Annotated in this window: 15 protein-coding genes and 2 pseudogenes; 12 read left to right on the top strand and 5 right to left on the bottom strand. The window is 30.4% G+C overall.

The features are described 5' to 3' along the window. Window positions 1-123: 123 nt before the first annotated feature. The 3 genes and pseudogenes from ACFWM3_RS24325 to ACFWM3_RS24315 all read left to right on the top strand — a co-directional run bounded on the left by ACFWM3_RS24325 (window position 124) and on the right by ACFWM3_RS24315 (window position 8,642). The gene (locus ACFWM3_RS24325) at window positions 124-6,639 is read left to right on the top strand and encodes a DNRLRE domain-containing protein (RefSeq protein ID WP_390313284.1); all 6,516 of its coding nucleotides are present in this window, start codon (window positions 124-126) and stop codon (window positions 6,637-6,639) included. A gap of 642 nt (window positions 6,640-7,281) precedes the next feature. Further along, window positions 7,282-7,437 (top strand): annotated as a pseudogene (locus ACFWM3_RS24320) (SpoVR family protein); the annotation flags it as partial. A gap of 266 nt (window positions 7,438-7,703) precedes the next feature. Then, window positions 7,704-8,642, top strand: a complete 939-nt coding sequence (locus ACFWM3_RS24315; protein ID WP_390313283.1) for a zinc-ribbon domain-containing protein — start codon at window positions 7,704-7,706, stop codon at window positions 8,640-8,642. A gap of 439 nt (window positions 8,643-9,081) precedes the next feature. On the opposite strand, the gene ACFWM3_RS24310 is transcribed toward ACFWM3_RS24315, so the two are convergent. From ACFWM3_RS24310 to ACFWM3_RS24295, 4 genes are all read right to left on the bottom strand, one after another. After that, window positions 9,082-9,930 (bottom strand): N-acetylmuramoyl-L-alanine amidase, encoded by an 849-nt coding sequence (locus ACFWM3_RS24310; protein WP_390313281.1) that lies wholly within the window; start codon window positions 9,928-9,930, stop codon window positions 9,082-9,084. Then, on the bottom strand, window positions 9,927-10,952 hold the full coding sequence (locus ACFWM3_RS24305; RefSeq protein ID WP_390313280.1) for a YARHG domain-containing protein: 1,026 nt from the start codon (window positions 10,950-10,952) through the stop codon (window positions 9,927-9,929). Before ACFWM3_RS24305 ends, ACFWM3_RS24310 begins: the two co-directional genes overlap by 4 nt. Before the next feature lie 480 nt (window positions 10,953-11,432). Further along, window positions 11,433-11,993, bottom strand: a complete 561-nt coding sequence (locus tag ACFWM3_RS24300) for a VanZ family protein (protein WP_390313278.1) — start codon at window positions 11,991-11,993, stop codon at window positions 11,433-11,435. Window position 11,994: 1 nt separating this feature from the next. After that, on the bottom strand, window positions 11,995-12,402 hold the full coding sequence (locus ACFWM3_RS24295; protein ID WP_390313276.1) for a hypothetical protein: 408 nt from the start codon (window positions 12,400-12,402) through the stop codon (window positions 11,995-11,997). Window positions 12,403-12,931: 529 nt separating this feature from the next. On the opposite strand from ACFWM3_RS24295, the gene ACFWM3_RS24290 reads away from it, so the two are divergent. From ACFWM3_RS24290 to ACFWM3_RS24270, 5 genes are all read left to right on the top strand, one after another. Next, window positions 12,932-14,188: an alkaline phosphatase gene (locus ACFWM3_RS24290; RefSeq protein WP_390313275.1), complete on the top strand. Its 1,257-nt coding sequence runs from the start codon at window positions 12,932-12,934 to the stop codon at window positions 14,186-14,188. Between the two features lie 240 nt (window positions 14,189-14,428). Next, entirely contained in the window at window positions 14,429-15,304 is an 876-nt protein-coding gene (locus tag ACFWM3_RS24285; protein WP_390313274.1) for an alkaline phosphatase family protein, read from the top strand. 274 nt (window positions 15,305-15,578) lie between these two features. Next, window positions 15,579-16,256 carry a DUF975 family protein gene (locus ACFWM3_RS24280; protein ID WP_390313273.1) on the top strand — a complete coding sequence of 226 codons (678 nt, stop codon included), beginning with the start codon at window positions 15,579-15,581 and terminating at the stop codon, window positions 16,254-16,256. Between the two features lie 902 nt (window positions 16,257-17,158). Continuing rightward, window positions 17,159-18,334 (top strand): M48 family metallopeptidase, encoded by a 1,176-nt coding sequence (locus tag ACFWM3_RS24275; protein ID WP_390313272.1) that lies wholly within the window; start codon window positions 17,159-17,161, stop codon window positions 18,332-18,334. Between the two features lie 410 nt (window positions 18,335-18,744). After that, entirely contained in the window at window positions 18,745-19,464 is a 720-nt protein-coding gene (locus ACFWM3_RS24270) for a metallophosphoesterase family protein (RefSeq protein WP_390313271.1), read from the top strand. Here ACFWM3_RS24270 and ACFWM3_RS24265 read toward each other — a convergent pair. Continuing rightward, window positions 19,459-19,851 (bottom strand): annotated as a pseudogene (locus tag ACFWM3_RS24265) (EamA family transporter); the annotation flags it as partial. The gene ACFWM3_RS24270 and the pseudogene ACFWM3_RS24265 overlap by 6 nt on opposite strands. A 36-nt stretch (window positions 19,852-19,887) precedes the next feature. On the opposite strand from ACFWM3_RS24265, the gene ACFWM3_RS24260 reads away from it, so the two are divergent. The 4 genes from ACFWM3_RS24260 (at window position 19,888) to ACFWM3_RS24245 (ending at window position 22,502) form a co-directional block, all read left to right on the top strand. Then, the gene (locus tag ACFWM3_RS24260) at window positions 19,888-20,415 is read left to right on the top strand and encodes a dihydrofolate reductase family protein (RefSeq protein ID WP_390313269.1); all 528 of its coding nucleotides are present in this window, start codon (window positions 19,888-19,890) and stop codon (window positions 20,413-20,415) included. A gap of 525 nt (window positions 20,416-20,940) precedes the next feature. Continuing rightward, window positions 20,941-21,627, top strand: coding sequence for a Dph6-related ATP pyrophosphatase (locus ACFWM3_RS24255; RefSeq protein ID WP_390313268.1), 687 nt, complete (start codon window positions 20,941-20,943; stop codon window positions 21,625-21,627). Window positions 21,628-21,877: 250 nt separating this feature from the next. Then, the gene (locus ACFWM3_RS24250) at window positions 21,878-22,219 is read left to right on the top strand and encodes a DUF5412 domain-containing protein (RefSeq protein WP_390313285.1); all 342 of its coding nucleotides are present in this window, start codon (window positions 21,878-21,880) and stop codon (window positions 22,217-22,219) included. A gap of 100 nt (window positions 22,220-22,319) precedes the next feature. Next, on the top strand, window positions 22,320-22,502 hold the full coding sequence (locus ACFWM3_RS24245) for a hypothetical protein (RefSeq protein WP_390313267.1): 183 nt from the start codon (window positions 22,320-22,322) through the stop codon (window positions 22,500-22,502). Window positions 22,503-22,640 lie beyond the last annotated feature (138 nt).

Here is a 22,640-nt window from a genome sequence, read left to right as displayed (position 1 = left end):
TAATAATATTGTAATATATTACCAATTAAATTATAATAAAAAAGGTTTTTTTAATATTAAATTGAGAAAGGGAGCGTTAAATTAGAGAAGTGTTAAAAAATTGAAATATTGGGAGAATACAGAATGTGGAAACTGAATTTTAAAAATATTTTTACGATTTTAGTGTTATTTAGTTTATTATTTGCCTCATTACCTATTAAAATCTTCGCTGAGGAAATTAAATCAGGAATATCAACCAATTCTAGCGATGAAATTGAAACGAAAATACCTATAAAAGATGCTGATGCAGATAACATTAAAACTGATCCTACTTCTTCGAATGAACCAAGAGTAGGAGAAATAGTAGAGGACCGTACAGTAAATACGAAAACATATTATAACGGCAACGGAAAATATACTAAAAAGATATATTTTGAACCAGTTAATTTGAAAGAACCTGGAGAAAAGACACTTGAAGAAATTTCTCCAGATCTAGTAAAAGATGAATCTACAAAAAATATAATAACGACTGAAAATACTGCAATAGACACAGATTTCCTTAAATCCATGTCGAATGGAAAATATGCAAATTTTACATATAAAGGACATTCAATGTCATTGTCAATTTTGCAGGCAGCAGGAGAAAATAAGCAAACTCTATTAGCGGATGATGTTGAAGCAACTTTTGAGGAAAGTTCAAACAAAATTGTCCATAAAGGCATTTTTCCTCAAATTGATCTACAAAACTATACATTTAATCAGAATACAAAAGAAGATTTAGTCTTACATCAATATAACGGCTATCATATATTTAAATTTAAGATTCAAACTGATCTAAAAGCGACAATCGATGATGTTGGCAATATTCAAATGAAAGATGAAAATGATAAAAAGGTTTTTGAATTACCAAAACCTAATATGTCTGATTCGAATTACGATAAAGGTTCTGGTGATTCAGCAACATCTAACAATGTAAAATATGACATTCAAGAAACTGAAGATGGATATATTTTAACGTTAAATGCAGACCCAGACTGGTTAGCTAGTCCTGAACGAGTATTTCCAATTTTTATCGATCCTACAACATCTGTAACAAATTCGTCGGATTCATTTCTTATGAGTGCTTATCCTACAACAAATTATTCTAGTACATCTTCAAAATGGGATTCTGGATTAGGCGAATATATTTTAAAAATTGGAAACTACGATAGTACGACGGGGACATGTTATGCCTTTATAAATCAGTCTCTACCAAACCTTGCTGGCGTAACTGTAACAAGTGCGAATTTTAATGCTTATGTAACACATACAGCATCAGCTAGTGCAACTGGAATTTGGTTGGACCGAATTACAGAATCTTGGTCAAATTCAACAGTTACATGGAATACTAAACCTGATTCTGTTAATTTAACTAGTGATACAGTAGGAAAAGATCAATGGGCAAGCTTTGATATCACTGGAACGGTAAAGAGCTGGCTACAAGGTACTCAAAAAAATTATGGATTAAAGTTACATACAAACGGAAACGGCCAATCATATTGGAAAAAGATTGTTTCTACATCTAATTCTAATAATAATCCATATATTTCTGTAAACTATTCAATTCCAGTACCGCCAAAACCTGAAGTTACAAAAGTAATTTCAAATGGGAATCAGACTGGTTATATTAACTTGGATTGGGACCCAATACCAGGAGCTACAGGGTACAATGTGTGGATTTATAATGGTAAAGAGTATGAAAAATTCCCGGTAGGTACAGCAACAAGTTTTACAACACAAAATAAAGGGATATGGCCAACAAAACTTAATGCAACAAAAAAACCGGATCCAATATTAGATTTATATCAGACTGCTGGAACAGGGGGACAAGAATTACCTACTGACCCAGCCTATTTATACCAAGCTTCTGGAGGAGTATATCCTACTAATAAAAATTATTGGTTCCGAATTTCTGCGATTTATCCATTGGGTGAAAGTGTGATGTCAAATCCTAGCACACCGACTATTCCTGACCTAGCTAAACCAGCTAAGACCACATCCAAAAGTTATACTTTTGGTAATCAAACGGGTTATTTTGATATTTCATGGAGTAAGGTAACTGGTGCGACTGGTTATAAAGTATGGTTTTTTAATGGAAAGGAATACGAACAAGTATATGATACAAAGGCAGATGTAACTTCGTATTCAACTAAAGATTTAAAAGTATGGCCAAAACCGACGGAAACAGGAAGATATAAATTACACTTAGATAATACAGGAGTATCCTTTGCAATAAATCCGTCAGTTGTTTATACAAATGCTGCCGGCGGATATGAAGATCGAACCTATTATTATATTAAAATAAGCGCTTATAATGAAGACGGAGATTCTCTGCAATCTGATGCTGAGATAAAGTATATTCCATCACTAACGACACCACCACCTCCTAATGGAGATGTATATGCAAATGAATTGGCTAGTGATTATGGGTATGCGAGTTTAACTTGGGATTCAATTCCAGGTGCAACCGGGTATAAAGTATGGGTTTTTAATGGTAAGTTTTATGAACCGTATGATGTGAAAAATACAACTAGTTGGACTACTAAAGGAAAAGGTATTTGGCCGACAGATGCAGAAATAGCGAATGCAGATCCAACAAAAACTCAGGTACTTCATCAAGATGGAAAAGGTACAGATTTACCAAGGGAACCATTTAAATTATACTCAAAAATGGGTACAACTTATGCAACAAGTTTGAAATTCTATTTTAGAGTAAGTGCATATAATTCACAGGGGGAAACAGTATATTCAACAAACTATTTTGGAAGTACAATGCCATTAGAAGCAAATCCAGCTGATGTCGAGAGATTAGGTTTAGAAGATTATTGGACATACGGGTCACATAAATTAGGTGATGGACAAGCTTCAGTAAACGTAACTAACGGAAACATAGTAGCTATTTTTGGTGATGCAAGTCTTTATACAAGAGGTATACTTGGATATCGAATGGATCGTACTTACAATTCTCAATCATCAAGAGTATCAGCTTTAGGAAAAGGATGGACATTCACTGGTGATGAGAGTTTGCAAGAAGTTAAAAAGGGTTCTAATGTATTAAAAGTTGTTTATGTTGATGAGGATGCAACCAAACATGAATTCTTATATGATACAACAGCTAGTCAGTTTATTTCTCCAAAAGGTAAGTATCTTACTTTAAATTCTAATACTATTAACAGTCAAAAAGGTTATGAACTTACAGATAAAACAGGATTTAAGAAGCAGTTTGAAGCAATTCAACCTGACTCTGGAAAATATAGAATAAATCGATATCAAGATAAATTTAATAATACGATTGGATTTGTCTATGATTCTAGTAATCGATTAATTAAAGTTTCTGAGTTAGATGCAGATGGTTCCTCGAATCGTAAAAGTATCAATTTTTCATACTCAGGAACTAGTAATTTAATAGAGTCAGCTCAATTTGTAGATAAGAAATATACTTATCATTACAATAGTGATCAAACATTGAAAGATGTAATTATCACTGATGAGAAAAATCCTCCAAGATTATTAAAAAATGAGTTTCTTTATGATTCTACTGGTAAAATCATTTCATTTAAAGATGCTAAGAATATAGAAACATTATTTAGTTATCCAACTACTACTAGTTTACAAATTAACGAACAAGTCGATGGAGAATCTTCAAATACAGTTTACGATTTTTCAGATAAAGATTCATATTCAGTAAAAAAAAATGATGAGGATTCCACAACTTATACAAGGGATACTCAAAAAAATACTTATGCAATTGCAAAAGTTGAAAATGAAGTTGTAACTGAAAATGAATATGATGAAAATTATAATGTTAAGCAAATAATTAGGGATGATAAAATATCAAAATTTACTTTTGATAATTGGGGAAATGAGTTAACAAATACTGATCCAGACAATAATATAACAACTAATGTCTATGATACTTCAAGTTATCATAATCTTTTAAACAGCGAAAATATAGATTCAGATGGTACTAAAACGACCACCTCATATATCTATGATCCTACTAAAAAATGGATCGAGTCTATTACAAATTCGGATGGTAAAAACACTTATGAGGTTGATAAGTATGGTCGCAATACTAAGTTAACAAACCCAGATGGGTCTAGTGTAATAACCGTATATGATGATTCAACGAATAAAACTACAGTTACAGATGAAAGTAATCATAAAACAGAAACCACATATAGTGAGTATGGTGATATAAGTTCGACGACTGATGCTGTTGGTAATAAAACTAACTATGTGTATGACATATTAAAAACATCTCAATTAAATTCAATTAAACAACCCAAAGGAGATGTAACAAGCTTTACTTATGATGATCAAGGGAATTTTAAGAGTATTATAGATGGACTTGGGCGTTTAAAAAGTTTTACTTATGATAGTTCAGGTAAAATTCAAGAATATAGCATACCAGTATCAGATCAAAGAAAAATAACAGTTAAATATTATTATGATGAACAAGGAAATCAAACAAAACAAATATTAAACTCATCTATTGAAAAAAGATACGTTTATGATGCTGATACTCAGCAATTAACTAATGTAGGAGTTTATAAGGATAATATAAAGCAAACTGGATGGGATTATGTTTATGAAAACGATTTATTAAAAACAATTCAGTTTGGAAATTTAAAGAAAGAATTTTTATATAATGAAAATAATGATATTGATACATTCTCTTTGGGAAATTTTAAGCAAAACTATATTTACGATTTAGAGAATGTTTTACAGTCTATAAAAACATTATATCAAGATTCTAGCATTCCTTTTACCAAATTAGAAACATTCCAATCAGATGAGGATGGTAAAGTAAAACATTTGGAAATAAAAGATGAAAACAATAATGTTCAAATGAGTTTAGATACAACAAACGATTCGGTCAATAATAAGAACACTCTGAAAATAGATAATAATCTTAATCGAGTTGTACAGTATAATTCCGATGAAAACGTTGATACTCTTACATTTGATAGTAATAGTAAGGATTTTGCATTAAACTATCAATATTATTCAAATGGATATATTAAAGGTGAAACTGTTAATGGGGTAGCTACTTCCTATCAATACGATAAGAACCAACAAATTGAACAGGAGAATTTACCTGATGGTACAATCATTAAATATACTTACGATGATGTAGGAAATAGAACTAAACGTGAGATATCAAAAACTGGAGAAGTAATTTCAATCGATTCATATGGCTATAATGACGCAAATCAAATTAATAATAAAAATTCTGATCAATACACCTATGATTTAGACGGGAATTTATTACAAGATGAAAAATATAAATATAATTATAATGAAGTAGGGCAACTATCTAGTATTGACACTCTTAGCGGACAGAATGTTGCTTCATATCAATATGACGAAGAAAATCAAAGAACCAGTAAAACAATTGGTAATAAAGTTTTTGAATACTACTATAAGGATTCAAATTTATCTCTTGAAGTAATTAAAGAAAATAATAGTGTTATAGGGTATAGATATTATGTATACAATAATGATAGATATCCACTTAGTGTAATTTGGAAACAAAAGAACGGACAATCTTGGAATGAAACAGCATACTACTATATAACAAATCATCATGGTAACGTCTTAAGTATGATAGATAAAAACGGACAAGAAGTTGCATCTTATACTTATGATTCGTTTGGTAATGTACTTGCCTCGAATGGTTCATTGTCAGAAGACAATCCCATTCGATATGCTGGTTATTATTATGATAGTGAAACTAAACACTATTACTTGAATGCAAGATACTACAATCCTAGTAATGGCGCTTTTCAAGCATTAGACCCAATTTTGCCTATTAATGATGTAAATCCACTAAGTCAAAATGGATATATCTATAGCGAGAATGACCCAATAAATAAGACTGATTCAGATGGTAAAAAAGCAGCACATGATGATGGGTACAGCGGATGGCAGAAAATAGTATACTCAATTGAAAAACAAATGTTATTGTTTTCAGACGATGCTTACCGAAAATATAAGCCAAACAAGACATTAAATAATGGGTGGGTAGAAACTGTACGTCCAAATGGATATAAGGGTGCAGATGGTTTTTTTGCTAGTATTTATAGAAAGAAATTAAGTAATGGAAAATATGATTATGTAATTGCATATAGAGGTACACAGTCGAATAAGTGGCCAGATGTAAAAGCGGATGAGTACGAAGTAATCGAAGGACATAGAGGTTCACAGTCGAATCAAGCTGTATCATTAGCAAAAAATGAAATAAAAAAAGACAAAAAGAGTATAAATAAAATATATTTTACAGGTCATTCACTTGGCGGATATTTAGCATCGTTTGTTGAATCAGAAGTAGTGGATGGGGACCTAAGTGCTCCAACACATAAAGCTTATACTTATAATGCTCCTGGATTTTCTGCATCGGGAGATGATGAGAACGTCCAAAAACTTAAGAGAAATAAAAAAGGAAAATACAAGAAATATATAATAAATTATAGACTTGATGGTGATCCAGTCTCATTTTTAATGCCTTATACTCTTGGTACAAAAATTACTATAAAACCTACAAAAAAATTTAAAGATAAAATGAAGTATCATTATAGGGAAACCTTTAAAGAAACATGGGGTGTTTACAATCCGTAACCAAGATTATTTAATATAATTTCAAAGGAGTATTCAAAATGTCTGAAAAGAATAAAAATAAAACAATTCTGCGTACAATAATTTATACTTGTTCCTTTTTAGTAATTTTTCCGGTATCAATACCTTTGTACCTAGTGGTAACCATGATGGCTGCCGGGTCTAGTGTTTCAAATACTAATTCGGACATTTATTATATTTGTTTTTTATTATTTATTAGTATTTTAGGTTCTATTATTTTGAATCTTCTTTTTAGACCTTTAATATCTGACAAAAAAAACAATAAAACTACATGGTCAATATTTGTATCACATTTTTTCTTAATTCCGTTGAGCGTTCAAGTTTATCTGAGTATATTTATCAGTTAATCTAAATGTTATTTTTTGGTAAGAAAAAACTAATTTAAAAAATTCATAAATAATAAGAATATTCATAGCGATGTACTACTGAATGTTGCAAACCCCATTTTTAAAAATGGGGTTTGTCTTTATTTTTATACTTGGTCTACAATTACTTAAGCTGGAAATGGTTAGTTTAGAGTAGCTTTTTAAATTTTTTTACTTTTTAAATGTGTATCCCAGAAAATCAAATGAAATATTATGATAATTACCCTTTCGGTCATCGTCTTTGAAGCGATTGAGTACAAAGCTTAATGCAGGAGTAGTTCAGCCATCAAAAACAAGCATTAACCCGTATTATTTAGGGCTAAGAATGTTTGAAGATATTGAAGAGCGATATAATAATCCAACAAAAGAAATGAGAGAGTTAGGTGTTAAACCTGGCAGCGGTCGAGAAAAGATGTAATAAGTACATGAGTAGCAACTTCATAAGAAACTATTTTAATTGAGAGATAGTATATATTTATTCTAAAGACAAGGTAAGGAATATAAGTTTACTGTTCTAATCCTTATTAGTTTAAATCTTCATTAACGGTTTATTTGTAATTTTATCAATTATTTTCAGAATTTTTCCACACTATCAAAATATAAATTAAAAGTATCTTAATTTCGTCTAATAAATTGATAAGGTATCTAATCTTTAGACGGATTAAAAAAGGAGGAATAGTTATGTTTTGTAAAAGATGTGGCAATTCATTAGTAGAAAATGACCGTTTTTGTGGGAATTGCGGAACAAAAGTTATTTTTTTGAAAAATGAAGAGGTAATTTCAACAAATCAAGATCAGATGAATGAGGATATTTCATTAGGTGAATCGGTTTCAAAAGTAGTTACACCTAAGACAGAACGATCGAACCAAAATTCTTCAGCAATCGTACATAACGGGCTCTTATCACAAACAGTAACTGAACCAGGTGCAAATAGCCAAGTTATGAATCATGTGAATTCAGAGCAACTTAATCAATTTAAATCAGCAATGTTAGACTTTTGGAGTTTCTTTAAATTAGCCATTAAAAATCCTTATGGTATTGCACAAGGTGTTACAGAAAAACATTTTTTAAAAGGGATTATTATTTTAATTTTATATTCGCTATTAATTCCAGCAACTTTCTATAATGTATTAAAGATTGGGATTAAATCAACAGAGAGTGTTCTAGGAGATTATACTAACTTCAGTAACCAATTAAGCTTTAGTACCTTGGTTATTAGCCCATTTGTTATGATATTAATTGTTCATTTAGTAACAGTCATTACATCTTACATTTTTTTAAAAGGTAAAAAAACAAATCTTCAATTAAAAGAAGTTATTGCGAGATATGGAACTATATATTCTGTTAGTTTAGCTTTAGTTTGCTTTGCATTTATTTTAAGTTATGTCTCGATAACACTTTGTTTAATATTTGTCTTAGTATCGGTATTTATGAGTATTAGTGTTGTTCCATTAGTAATCAGTTCGTTCCAAAATACTAAAACAAAAGGAATCGATAGTTTATATATCATTTCAATAGTTTATATTGTAATGGCAATCACTCAAATGATTTTATTACGAACAATAGTCATAAATACGATTCATAGAATTAGTGACTTACTATTAGGAAAACTATTTTAATTAAATGGAATAAAGATTAATAGTAGGTGAAAAAAGCCACTTAATAGATAGGACATAATATTAGAAACTATACTTAAGATTTACAATATGATCCCATTCATGTAGAAAGTGAAAAGACATCGTCATTTAATTTGTGGATGTTACTCTTTTACTTGGAGGGGACCTTTTTCTGAAAATAAATGGACAAGCATTCCGAACTATGTTCAGAGAGGAATATTAATAAAAGGTATTTCATGCTTTTAAAAATAGGGCACAAAGTTGTAACCTTTTTTCTTAAATTCAAATTTCACTCTGTAAAAATCTAACTATATAAATATCAGAAATAGACTTATCAATAAAAAAGAAACGTGCAAGGCATCCAAGGATTCCAATACACGTTTAGAAATACAAAAAATTATAAGTGCGGGATATTAGCAAGAAATATTTTATTTACCTACGTCTAACTTGACCCATCGTCAATAACTTCTGAACTATATCGATCGATCCCATCTGCTATCTTCATCAACAAACTTGTTAAATAATGTGGATCCGATAGTTTTCGATCTTCTTCGGGATTTGTCATAAATCCAAGTTCAATTAATGTAACAGGGACCTTTGACCAATTAAATCCTGAGAGATCGTCACGATAGGAAATCCCTTTTACTTTTGTATATTGGTCTTTTTTTACTTCCTCAACAATATTCTGTGAAATTAATAAACTATCTTTATAAAGTGAAGAAATATAAGGATTTTCTTTAGACGGAGTTAAGACAGAAAATCCTTTTGTAGAATGATCATTCGAACCGTCAGCGTGGATTCTTATAAATAAATCAGCATTGATTTTGTTGGCTATTTCTGCTCTTTCTTTATTGCTTAAATTTACATTATTTGTTGTACGAGTGAAGATGACATTGTAACCTCTCTTTTTAAGGATTTCACCTAATTTAAGTGATGCCTCTAAGCTTAAAACATACTCGGGCTTCTTTGTCACTACTCCTGTTGTACCGCCAGCCACTTTAATCTTCATTTCACTAGAGCCCGGACCTAATGGTTCAAGCGCTGTATTTGCTTTACTTTGGTGACCTGGATCAATACAAATTACAAGTGGCTTTTTGGAGTTCTTCTTTTCATTTGTTTGAATGACTTTATTTGATTTTTCTTTAACGTTTTCTATTTTAGGCTGCTGACTTATTGATGTTTTGTGCGGTTTATTATCAGATTGATCTTTTTGATAAAATATAAAACTTAGAATACAGATTATAAAGATCATAAAAAAAATAATGATCTTTTTATTAACTACCAACTTCAATTAAGTAACGCCTCCCTATCTTTGATTAGTTTTACATTATAAGTTTCAATCTGACTTAAAGTACCATTATAATTCACATTTGGACTATACCATGTTTTTGCTAAAAAATAGTTGCGCATTTTAACCGTTTTAAAAATGTATCCATGTCGTGCATAAATTTCGTTTCTAGCATAGCTCAACTCATCTTTTGTCAAATAATCTAGATCATCTTGAGTTAGTTTTCTGATATTACTCATTGGCAAGATAAACTCATTTGTGGTAGACATTTTACCATATACCATTGTATGGATCACAATGGCTAAATCACTTTTCGAATTTCCTTCCAATACAGGTATTGAAACACCACAAGAGCCTGAATAATACATTAAATCATCGCTAGATAACGTTTGTGGATACTGTGCAACACATTGATCACCAACATAAATATACCATGATGTATTTTTAGACATTGCTACTTCATCTGCAATATTTGCTACTTTAATCGCCCAATTTCTTATTGGAGAAATATTTCCACTATCATATAAATTAAATATTGATTGAAGATTTTGTGGAGAAATATTATTAGCTGTTAAATGTATTACACCATCAATTTGTGTTATGTCCCAACTACCAACAGAAAGACTTCTACTACCAGCGTAAATTTTTAATTGTTCTAATTGAGCTTTATAAGATGGGATCGTTTGAGTATTAGGTGGATTATTTGCAGAATCTCCCGCTGCCTCTTGCTCATTATCATTATTTTGTACATGATTCGATACATGTTGAGAGTGTTTATTTTTATTTGTAAGTTTTGGATAAACTAAATAAATTGCGACAGCCAATATAATTAATACGGCAATTGAAATCAATATACCTTTTAATCTACTATACTTATTTTTATAATTACTTTCATGTAAATTCCGATTTTCCGAACGAGTTTCGACCTGATTAGTCACTTCTGGAATACTAGTTTTTTCACCACAATTTGTACAAAATATTGCACCTTGCTCTAGGTTTCCACCGCATTTAGTACAGTAAGCCAAATTGTCTCACTCCCTTTTTAATAGCTAAAATTATTCTAATGTTGACTTTAAGAAAAAATGCATTTTATTTTTTGTAGGAAAGATTGGGATCGGGTGGATGGGTTACAATGTAGGAAATTCTGTTGGAAACAAGTTGCATGTTAATTGATAAAATATATAAAAAGATGATTAATCCAAAAGAAAAGCATTGGATTAAAAAAACGACTAAGAGGATTCTCTTTAGTCGCTTAGAATTTATTTGCTTAGTTGCAATAAACATTTTGTTAAATAAATGAAATTTACACAATAATAAATATATGTTTGATCCCTATATTAAAGCACAAAAATTTGATTTACTTCCTATAATGCATACATAAAATTATAAAAATATCCTGAAAAATGGTGAATTCCCCCAATTATAAAATTCAACTAATTAAATATAATGATTAGAGTGCCTTTCTATCTATTAAATATAAATGAGGTAGGGGGGAGAAGTCTTTTTTAAACAGAGGTTTTTTCTTTTAAATGCCAACACAAGTATACTCTAGAAATAATCCAACCTAATAATATACCAATAACGTTTAAGATTACATCATCGATATCCATCACCTTATTTGGATATCCTGTTATATAATTGATTCCAAGCTGAATTATTTCAATTGACACAGTCAGAAAAAGCCCAATTAAAAAATTTTTATGAAACCGCAGAATTTTTCTTTTTAGTACTACATAGAGAACTGGTATTGGAAGCAACAAAAGAATATTACCAATTACTTGTATCCATAGATCATGTTCAATCGACTTAAGAATTGTATTAAAAGGTGAAAATAGATAATAGAGCTTACTAGTTATTTCAGGATTTTTTTTATAGAAATACGTAATTGGAAAGAAAACAACTTTTACTAAAGATAAGTAGTAAAAAAACCATAATGTAAAATGAACGAATTTTTGTTTTGTAACTGATTTACTAATCCATTTTATCTTAATGAAATATGCTATTAATCCTAGCAAAAATACAAATAAAAATTCAATAGGATCTAATGATATTGAATAGCCGAACATGTTAGTATTTCCAAGATATAGATGTTTTTCCTTCCATTTGAAGGCCTGTGTAGTTACGGAAATAAATATAATGTTTACCCTTTGTCTTATTTGTAAATGTTTTGTTTCCACCAGTTACTGATGGTACATTTGTTACATCTATTATCGGATCTAAGCCAAAAGCATCCATTTTAAATTGTAGTTCTATATTAGCTTGTTTTGTTTTCTTAGTATCTACCCAAATACCCTTGGTAGGATTAACTGCAACAATAAAGGTAGGATTACTACCAACATCAAGTCTTTTACTTTCGACGCCACCTGTCATGCTATATGTAGTAGAGTATTTACCATTTGCTGCAAAAGCTGTTCCACATATTAGTAACATTGAAGATACTATACAAATAGCTAAACCTTTTTTAATTCTAATCATTGTATTTCCTCCTTAAATTTGGTAATGGGAAAGTCTCTTAACTATTAAATCGGAGGATACTAAAAGTAAATAAAGTAATCTATGTGAAAAAAATTGAACTTTAATTTAATATAATGGTGGGGTAGTTAATTTCGCCAAAAAAGGAAATATTTACGATTGTGACGAAATAATATAAAACACTACTTGAAAGGCTGGTCTAAAATGCTTAATATCGTTTTTCCTGGTTTAGTCTTAATTATTTTAATTGCAGTATTTGTACTATTTAATAGAATCATTAAGAAATCTAAAAGATCATAGTTTGAGAGCGAAAAGAATCTACAATTTGATTCTTTTTTTATTTGGATTCGATAAATAAACTAGAAATTAAAACATTAAACAAGGATTAAATTTAAAAATTGAAAGAACTACATTGACAAAAGTTACAAAATATTCATACAAATTTATACCATTTTTACAGTATCTATACAGTTCCTAAATACTCTTCCTTTATATTGAAATTAAGAAAATATTCAGGTAGGGAGTGTTATTCATGGGGAAAAAGAAAACGATAATCAGTGCTGCTATAACAATTGCAACCGCAACAACATTTGGTTTTAATCATTTCGTAGATGCTAAAGAATCCGATAATAGTCACAAACAAGGAAAGGCAAAAAATGTGATTGTTTTTGTTGGAGACGGAATGGGGGCTGCACACCGTGAAGCGATCCGACTGGCTACTGTTGGACAAACTGGTAAACTAGCAATGGATGATATGCCTTATGCTGGATTGGTACATACTAGCTCAACTACTGCTATAACAGATTCTGCAGCTGCGGCTACTGCTATGGCGTCAGGGGTAAAAACGTATAATGGGGCAATTGGTGTTGATGCAAACAAGAAGTCAGTAAAAACAGTCTTGGAAATGGCGAAAGAAGCTGGGAAATCAACTGGTTTAGTCACAACAAGCCAGATTACGGATGCAACTCCAGCAGCATTTGGTGCCCATGTAACAGATCGTTCAAAACAAAGTGACATTGCTAAGCAGTATCTTGAAAACAGCAAAGTCGATGTTCTACTAGGTGGAGGAGAGGACTTTTGGTATCCTGCAGGAAATGCTGGAAGCTACGAAGACCACCCAGTAAAGGACCCTTCTGAACAAAGTAAAGGAACACAAGGAAATCTTGTAGATGAAGCGAAAAAGCTTGGCTACAATTACGTAACGAATGCTAATGAGCTACAAAAAGCGAAAAATGGTAAGTTGTTAGGTCTTTTTGCAAACGAAGAAATGTTTGAACAAAGAGAAGAGGGAAAAGGTGATCTTTATGATCCAGTAGTATCTCTTCCTGACATGACTAAAAAAGCAATCGATACTTTATCAGATAATAAAAAAGGTTTCTTCTTAATGGTAGAAGAAGAGGGAACAGACGAAATGTCTCATGAGAACAATGCTGAAAAAATGATTAAGGCTGGTCAAGAACTAGATAAATCAGTATCTGTAGCTAAGGAATATGCTAAGAACCACCCTGACACTCTTGTTCTAGTAGTAGCAGACCATGAATGTGGTGGCTTATCAATTGAAGATGTTGACATCAAAGATGAGTCAGGCGATGGAATTTCTAAAGAAGACGGACCATTTAATGTGGCAAACAGTAGCAATCAATTCATGATTGACTGGACAACAAGTGGACACGGTGGCGTATCTGTTCCATTAACAGCAATTGGTGCTGGAGCAGAGCTATTATCAGGAACATATGAAAACACTTATATCTATGAGGCTATTAAACAAGCAATGGGTTTAAAAGAATAATTTTGTTGAAAAACATTCCATTTATCTAATGGGATGTTTTTTTCTTATGGGCCCGACAAACTTAACAACAAAAAGAAGATCATCATTATTAATGAATTGAAAGAAATAAATCAAAGAAGGGTAATTACATATACAAAGAGAATTAATGTTTTAAGGAAAAATACAGAATAAATAACAAGATTATGTTAAAACTTTAATTTCATTGAAATAAGAAAATAATTAAATAAAGGTAGTGTTATATTGAGAAAATGGGTTATAGTACTTTTTTTAATCTGTTTTGTTTTAATTGCTTGTATACAGATTAATAAAAAAAATCTAAATACGTTTAAATTATTTAATTTCAATTCGCAAACAGAATCAGGAATGCCAAAAATTGATCACATTGTAATAGTAATTGAGGAGAATCATGCGAAACAGCAAATTATGGGGAATCATTCTGCACCTTATATTAATTCACTAATGAACCTAGGTGCCAACTTAACTAACTATCATGCAATTGAACATCCTAGCCAGCCGAATTATTTGGACCTGTTCTCTGGATCAAATCAAGGTGTCACAGACGATACTTTACCAAAAACAAAATTCTCAACAGATAATTTAGCAAGTGAGCTTATTGAAAAAAAATTAACATTTGCCGGTTATTCTGAAGATTTGCCTTCAATTGGTTTTAATGGAGAATACAACAAAAATTATGCACGTAGGCACAATCCTTGGGCTAATTTTACAAATGTCCCTAAAAAAGCAAATCAGCCATTAGAAAATTTCCCAACAAATTTTAGTAAACTTCCAACTGTTTCGTTTATAATCCCTAATCTCCAAAATGACATGCACGATGGAACAATTAAACAAGGAGATCAGTGGTTAAAAAAACAAATTGGTGCTTATGTCAAATGGGCAAAAACGAATAATAGTTTGCTAATTGTAACGTGGGATGAAGATGACCTTTCACATAATAACAAAATTCCCACCGTTTTTGTTGGACCCATGGTAAAAAAAGGACAATTTAACGAAAATTTAAACCATTTTGATCTTTTACATACAATAGAGGATATTTACGGATTAAAACATGCAGGGACAAATAAATCTGTTAGATCGATTGAAAATATATGGAAATAATTGGTCGATTAAGAAGTAGACAACAAAGTTGAGTCTAGCGAAGTGATTTCATAGAAGACAGTTTATTTAATATGTAAAACAGTGGCAATCAATTTAGGATTGACTCGACAACAATTGGTGATTTTAAGAAACATTCCATTTTTAATTATGGAATGTTTTTTTGCGCTAAAAATTAATAGAAATATTCATTGTAAAAATATTGACATAATTTTTAAAAAGGGATTTGTAGAAAAATGTAGAATTTTATATTCATAAACATAAAGGAGGTGTTTTCATGTACATAGATGAAATACGCTCAAGAGCAAGGGATACACTGAGAGGGAATTGGAAAAAGTTTATTGGGTATACGATCATAGTACATCTTTTAACTACATTAGTTGAAAATCGACTTACTGTATACTTCCCGAATCCCATTAAAAATGAATTGACGAAATATATATCCTTTGTAATTAGCTGGGATGACTACATAACGTTTATTTATAGTTTATTTATTACGGCAATTATTACGATCGGGAGTACACGACTCTTTACATTTGCGACAAAGGAAGATGAGCAACCTTATTCCTTACAAACAATCTTTTATTATTTTACAAACTTGAATTTATATTTAAATGCATTTTTACTAAATTTCTTAACTTATTTATATACTACACTTTGGACATTGCTTTTGATTGTTCCTGGCATTATAAAATCATATTCATATAGAATGGCGCCATACATATTAATTGAAGAACCACATTTGTCTCCAAATGATGCGATAACAAAGAGTAGAAGAATGATGGATGGATATAAGTGGAAATTGTTTTGTTTAGACCTTTCTTTTCTTGGTTGGATCTTATTATGCATTTTAACAGTTGGCATTGGTTTTTTATGGTTGTTTCCTTATATGAATGCAAGTGAGGCACATTTTTATCATGAATTAAAAAATAATGAAAATGATTCTAAAATTTGAGTATAAGGTTAATGGATTTAAAAATTAAAAACGGCTGTCCTAATCAAAACGATAAAGGAGAGACGTTTTTTTTTACTTATTAACAACAATGAAGTTTAAATTTCAATGAAATAAGCAATTTCCCCCAAATTACAAAGTTCATTTGATACTGTATAATAATTTGAAAATTAGATAAATAGAGAAGTGATGAGTAAAGTGAGGGCGATAAATGAGAAATTTAAATAAACAAAAAGAAAAATGGAACACAATAAGATCCAAGGGCAAGAAAAGATATGTATTAAACATAGTATTTTTTTATACTGGTTCTTGGTTACTATTTACCACATTTAATTTGTTTGTACTTAATAGAGTAGTTCTAACCTATATTCCTTATGTTATTTTTGAATATTTAATAGCAATAATATTCTCCACTTTAATGGGATTATGGATTGGGAATAAAACTTGGAATGTGAATGAGAAAAAATTTAAACAGTAAAAATGGCCATAAAAGGAAAGTGTAAATTTAATAGCGAATATCTATCATAAAGAGGTGCTGGCAAAATGTCGTTATTAAAGAGATATGGGAAATGGCTTTTCAAATTTGACAATAGAAGGCATGATCTAGCTGAATTCATTTTAGAGATTATTTTTTTACCTTCGTTTTTTATTGGAACCAAATTTCTTCTTAAGAATTATTCTTTTATTATTACTTTATTAGTTGTGTTTTTGGCTATAAATCTCTATTCTCTCTTGGATGGCTTATTGAGAAAAACTTTAAATGAATTTAATTTCAACATACCAAAATTGATCAGTATTATTCCGACTACTTCTATCATAGCTTATATAATTTTTATAGATATATATAATTGATTTCTAAAAATATATAGTGGTTGGGATCTAATAACTAAGAAGGAAGTGATCTATTGTCAGAAGAAAGTATGGAATGTGAACCAATTGTATCAAAAAAGAAAATCTTTGCTTCTCTTCTATTCATTCCAGGTTTTTATCTTATGGTTTTATTTACAACCGCATTAATCGTATTTGTTGGTAGCGGGTTAATCTTTATTATTCATTATTTTGTAGGTAAATTTTTAGGTGAATTAGGATTTGCATATTTTGGATTAATATTAATCGATGCTCTACCTTTTTTTGGTATGATATTTGGGGTAGTGAGTTGTTTTATTGCAATTATTTCTATGTTTTTTAAAAATAAACAATTTGAGCCGGCTATATTAATTAATCATCATGATCATCCAAAACTTCGCAATTTGATTTCTGAACTTTCTGAAAAAATGAATACACAAATGCCAGACTCGATCATTTTGCATGTGAAATCAAACTTTTTTGTATCTGAAGGCAAAATTATTGTTTTTAATGGAATTGCAAAAGGTAGAATACTAGCAATTAGTTATCCTTTACTTCACATATTATCAGTAAATGAACTGCGTGCGATTATTGCCCATGAACTGTCGCATTTTACGGGTAGAGATTTAGTTTTCAATCGGTTCGTTTCTCCTGTCTATAAAGGTGCAAATAAGTATTTAGACTATATTACATCCTTGTTTAATCACAATGGTCGTCGTCGTCCAATATTTATATCAATTCCAATGATTTTACCAAATTTGCTTATGAAATATTATCTTAAAATTTTTCACAAATTTAATATGAAAATTTCTAGAGAAATGGAGCACAGAGCAGATTTTATTGCAGCAAAAATGTGTGGAAATGAAAATTTTAAAGAGGCATTGTCTAAGTTAATAAGTCATGGTAATGTTTTTAATCGTTTAATTGATGAACAAATGACCGAAAAAATTGTTCATGGATTTCAATTTGAAAATTACTTTAGCTATTACCGTGAAAATGTTGAAAGTTACAAGAAGCAAATTGAGGAGTCATTAGGTAAAGCTTTAAGCAATTCTGAAGCTGAATACGCTACACATCCTACTTTGAAAAATAGAATAATCAATTTACCGAATGTTGATACAAAATATGATGACAATGAAAAAGCATTGGAGTTAATAAATTCGTTTGATTATTTAGAAGTAAGTATGACAAAACACTATAATTATTATTTAAATAACAATTCTATGCATTTCTGATGATTTAAAAGTGATAACATATTAGTAATTGATGTTAGGAGTTTACTTGTGATTGATTAAAGACTTTCAAAAGTTATTGACCATGAAATAAATGAAGCACTTAATGACATGACAGATACATCTATCTTACTTAATTTTCAAAAAGGGATTGTCGGTTTATACCCAAGTTTAATACCAGTTCATGAATTTGCATTGAAAAGGAGCTAAAAAATAGCTCCTTTTTTCTTTTATAGTAAAATGATAATGAAGGATTAATCTTCTTTTAAATGGAATAGTTTAATGGTTAACAAATATGAGCAGTTCGCTTTAACAATTTCAATATAAATAAATGTTTGCTAGTATATAGGGTATAGATAATTTGGGTCTTTTAGTAAAATGCAATTGTTAGAGAAGAGGAGGAAGCATGCATCATGACAAAAATAGCAGTTATTTCAGATATTCACGGAAATAAAACGGCATTAGAAGCAGTTTTAAAAGACATTCGTTCTAGAGAAATTGAAAGAATTTTTTGCTTAGGTGATATAATTGGTAAGGGGCCTCAAGGGTCAGCGTGTATAGAGCTTATTAAAAAAAATTGTGAAAAAGTGGTCCGTGGCAATTGGGATGTATTTATTCAGTCACCTGCAGAAAATGATTTTATTCAATGGTTTAGAGACCGATTAACAGATAATGACTATCAATTTCTATCTTCATTACCATTTCATATTGACCTTGAATTAAATGGACAATTAATCAGATTTTTTCACGCTTCACCAAGGAGTGAGTTTGAGAGGATTTTACCATTTCATCCAATTGAAAAACGGTTAAGTATGTTTGAAAATAGTGAGATAACAAATTCAAACAAAAACGAAAAGACCCCAGATATCGTCTTTTATGGAGATATACATACTACCTTTTTGGAAACTTTCAAAAACGGAATTCTATGCAATGTAGGAAGTGTTGGAAATTCTCTTGATTTAACTTCAGCATCGTATGCGATTCTTGATGGTTCTTATTCATCTAATTCGATCCAATTTGTAAGGGTAGAATATGATAAAGAAGCTGAAATTATGATTGCCGAAAATTTAAAATTACCGGATCTAGATAAATATCATGATGAATTAATGTTTGCTAAGTATAGAAATTCATAATCTAAAATTAAAAACAGTGGGAAATTGCACATTCCCACTGTTTATTTTATTATTTAGCTGTTTTTTCAAAAATGGTTTAGACAGTCTCCATGAATGATTTTCACTTGCAAATGTGGAACTTAATAGCAATGCCCCACCAATCATTTGAATAATTGTCATTTTCTATTGTAAGAAAACAGTTGAAATCACTAAAGTAGTGATTGGATCAACATAACTTAATGCTGCTATGCTTTGCCCGTTTAATTTCTGCATTCCTGAAAAGAATAATAAGAATCCAATGCCCGTGTGAATCATTCCTAAGATTAATATAAATGGCATTGAAGAAACTGACATTTCCAAAATCCAGAATCCCTCAGTATTGAATACATATGGCATGAGAAGTAATGAGCAAAACAAACATCAAAAAAAAGATTGGAGATTTACATGGAAAAACATCGTAAAATTATATTATATATTGGTACTTCAATTGATGGTTATATAGCAAACAATGATGGCACGTTAGAATGGCTAGAAACAACAGAAGTAGAAGGAGATTCTGGCTATAATACTCTTTTAGAGAGAATTGACACTGTAGTGATGGGAAAGGGAACGTATGACGTCGTTCGCGGATTTGATATGGATTATCCTTATCGTACATACAAAAACTATGTGTTTTCAAAATCTGCAACTGGTTCAGATGAATATGCTACTTTTATAGACGGAGATATTAAAGCTTTTATACAAGAATTAAAACAACAACCTGGTAAGGATATTTGGTTTATAGGTGGAGGGAATCTAGCCCGAGAATTTTTTAAAGAAAATTTGATTGATGAATTTCAACTAGCGATCGCTCCAATTGTATTAGGAAAAGGTATCTCTCTTTATGCTGGTGATGATATTACCCAAAAATACACTTTGACCAAAGTAGAAAAATTAGGTCAACTTGCAATGCTTCATTATGTTAAGAAATGATTTTATGGATTTTCCCATTTAGTAGAGAAGATTATTACTTTTTTAAAACTTACAAATAAAATATACAATTTTTTTAAAAAGTGGTCTGCGGTAGCAGATCTTTTTATTTGCTTAATTTGGAGTGTTAAAAAAATTTAAAATTATTGGTTAGGTATAGCTGGAGGAGAAGTTCAATTTAGATTCTACTAAATATAGATTAGCTAATTCCAGGAAAAGATCGACTTTTGTCGGTCTTCTTATTTTTGAAACAATTTATTGCATAGATAGCAAGGGAGGTTGAAAATTTTGTCTAATATTAAAATTAGATTAAAAAACTCGTGGTATAAGGAGACGACTAATGAGAAGTAATTTTAAGTTCGGTATAAAAACGATACTGGTTCTTATAGGATAATGAAAGATGAGAATGGAGAACTTCCTAGTATTGAAAATGTGAGGAATATTGCAAGAACATTAGAAAAATTTTAATATTAATTTGTACTTAAAAATATAGTGGAAAAATCATTAAGATAAGGGAGTAAGTTGTGAATGGTAGAAACAGTAAACTGGAAAAATAATGCAGTTGGTCGTAAATTTATAACTTCTTTTAGCGGAGGGAAAGATAGTGTACTAGCCTTATATAAAGCTATGAAAATAGGGGAAGCGGTTGGATTGATCGTTATGCTTGAGGAAGAAGGAAAACGTTCTAGATCCCATGGAATGCCTCCTGAATTAGTACACGCTCAAGCAGAATCAATAGGCTTACCTGTTTATACAGGGGTGGCAAATTGGCAGGAATATGAAAAAGTATTTACACAGCTATTAGAAAATGCAAAAAATCAAGGAACAGAAGTATTAGTAACGGGAGACATAGATATGCCTGCACAAGATTGTTGGCATGATAGGGTTACTAAAAATGTTGGATTAAAGCTTGGTATGCCATTATGGGAAATGAATCACCGTGATGCTGTCGATGAGTTTATAAATAGGGGGTTTCAAACAATTGTTGTATCGGTCAACTTATCATTAAGAATGCGAGAAGAAGATTTAGGACGAACATTAACTCATGAATATGTGAAGGAGCTTGAAAGTCGAGGCATTGATCCATGTGGAGAAAGTGGGGAGTTCCATACTACCGTGATAGATGGACCGATTTTTAAGTATCCGATTTCAGTTAAAAAGTGTGAGATTATTAGGGATGGAGAATATGCTTATTTACCTTTAGAACTTGCATAAATAAAACGGAGAAGTAAGAATGTTAAAAAATACTCATTTAATTATGGTGAAATTCAGATAACATTCTTAAGCAAAAGGGAATTAGTAGAAAATAATGGTGTTTAAGTTTTTATAAACCAATTTAAAGCAATTATAATTTCAGAAAATAGATTGAAATTTCATTGGGTACAAAAAAGGAGATCGTAATTTGTCTACTAAAATACTAGAAAATAAAAAAAGTTGGCAGAAAAGAAGACGACTAACATTTAAAATATTAATTTCTGTAAGCGTATTTTTTTTGGTGATTATCGGGTATGGGGTATACTGGGCATTTTTTGATATGAATAGATTACCAAAAGGAGAATATCTTACAGAAGAAGAATCTCCAAACGGAAATTATACTTTAAAAGCATATGTAACAAGTGGAGGAGCAACAACTGAAAATACTGTAAGAGGAGAATTAGTATTTAACAAGGAAAAGAAGAGTAAAACTGTATACTGGAATTATCGTGAGAGCGCAGCAGATATTGAATGGATTGATAGTGATACAGTTGTTATTAACGGTCACACTCTGAATGTCCCTGATGATAAATTTGATTTTAGACATAATTAAATATAGTTTTTTGTGGATAAGAAAAACTAGGGAAGGAAGAATTCCTTTGAAATTGTAAATATTAATCGTATTAGCAACCGTTTTAGGTATATTTCTTTTAATGATAGGAGAAGTTGGTATCATTATAGGTTTCGGAATTTTAGCTAGCACTTTGTTTAGAGGGGTATACCTTTTAAACGATCTAAGCAAAAGACTTTCCAAAGTAGCTCCAGCTTTGCCAAAATCTGATAAAGTAAAAAAAGCTTATGAAGATTATTTGAGAGAAAAAGAAATAAACATTTGAGGATGGAAATTAATTTCTATCCTTTTTTGTTTTAAACTGCTTAAATGGTTCTTACTTTTTATAAAGAAATGCTGAAATTATCCCAAATTACAAATACCAGTTGTTAGTGTAATATTATAATAGAATTATATATAATAG

This window comes from Gottfriedia sp. NPDC058432 (assembly GCF_042721555.1).
Lineage (GTDB): Bacteria > Bacillota > Bacilli > Bacillales > Bacillaceae_G > Gottfriedia.
Note: the sequence above shows the minus strand (reverse complement) of the source record. Positions and strands in the feature narration are given on the sequence as shown.

Bases quoted from the DNA above. Each gene is read 5' to 3' on its own strand.
- ACFWM3_RS24325 (WP_390313284.1), top strand. From the start codon at position 124: ATGTGGAAACTGAATTTTAAAAATATTTTTACGATTTTAGTGTTATTT.
- ACFWM3_RS24315 (WP_390313283.1), top strand. From the start codon at position 7,704: ATGTTTTGTAAAAGATGTGGCAATTCATTAGTAGAAAATGACCGTTTT.
- ACFWM3_RS24300 (WP_390313278.1), bottom strand. From the start codon at position 11,993: ATGTTCGGCTATTCAATATCATTAGATCCTATTGAATTTTTATTTGTA.
- ACFWM3_RS24295 (WP_390313276.1), bottom strand. From the start codon at position 12,402: ATGATTAGAATTAAAAAAGGTTTAGCTATTTGTATAGTATCTTCAATG.
- ACFWM3_RS24290 (WP_390313275.1), top strand. From the start codon at position 12,932: ATGGGGAAAAAGAAAACGATAATCAGTGCTGCTATAACAATTGCAACC.
- ACFWM3_RS24280 (WP_390313273.1), top strand. From the start codon at position 15,579: ATGTACATAGATGAAATACGCTCAAGAGCAAGGGATACACTGAGAGGG.
- ACFWM3_RS24270 (WP_390313271.1), top strand. From the start codon at position 18,745: ATGACAAAAATAGCAGTTATTTCAGATATTCACGGAAATAAAACGGCA.
- ACFWM3_RS24260 (WP_390313269.1), top strand. From the start codon at position 19,888: ATGGAAAAACATCGTAAAATTATATTATATATTGGTACTTCAATTGAT.
- ACFWM3_RS24255 (WP_390313268.1), top strand. From the start codon at position 20,941: ATGGTAGAAACAGTAAACTGGAAAAATAATGCAGTTGGTCGTAAATTT.
- ACFWM3_RS24245 (WP_390313267.1), top strand. From the start codon at position 22,320: ATGATAGGAGAAGTTGGTATCATTATAGGTTTCGGAATTTTAGCTAGC.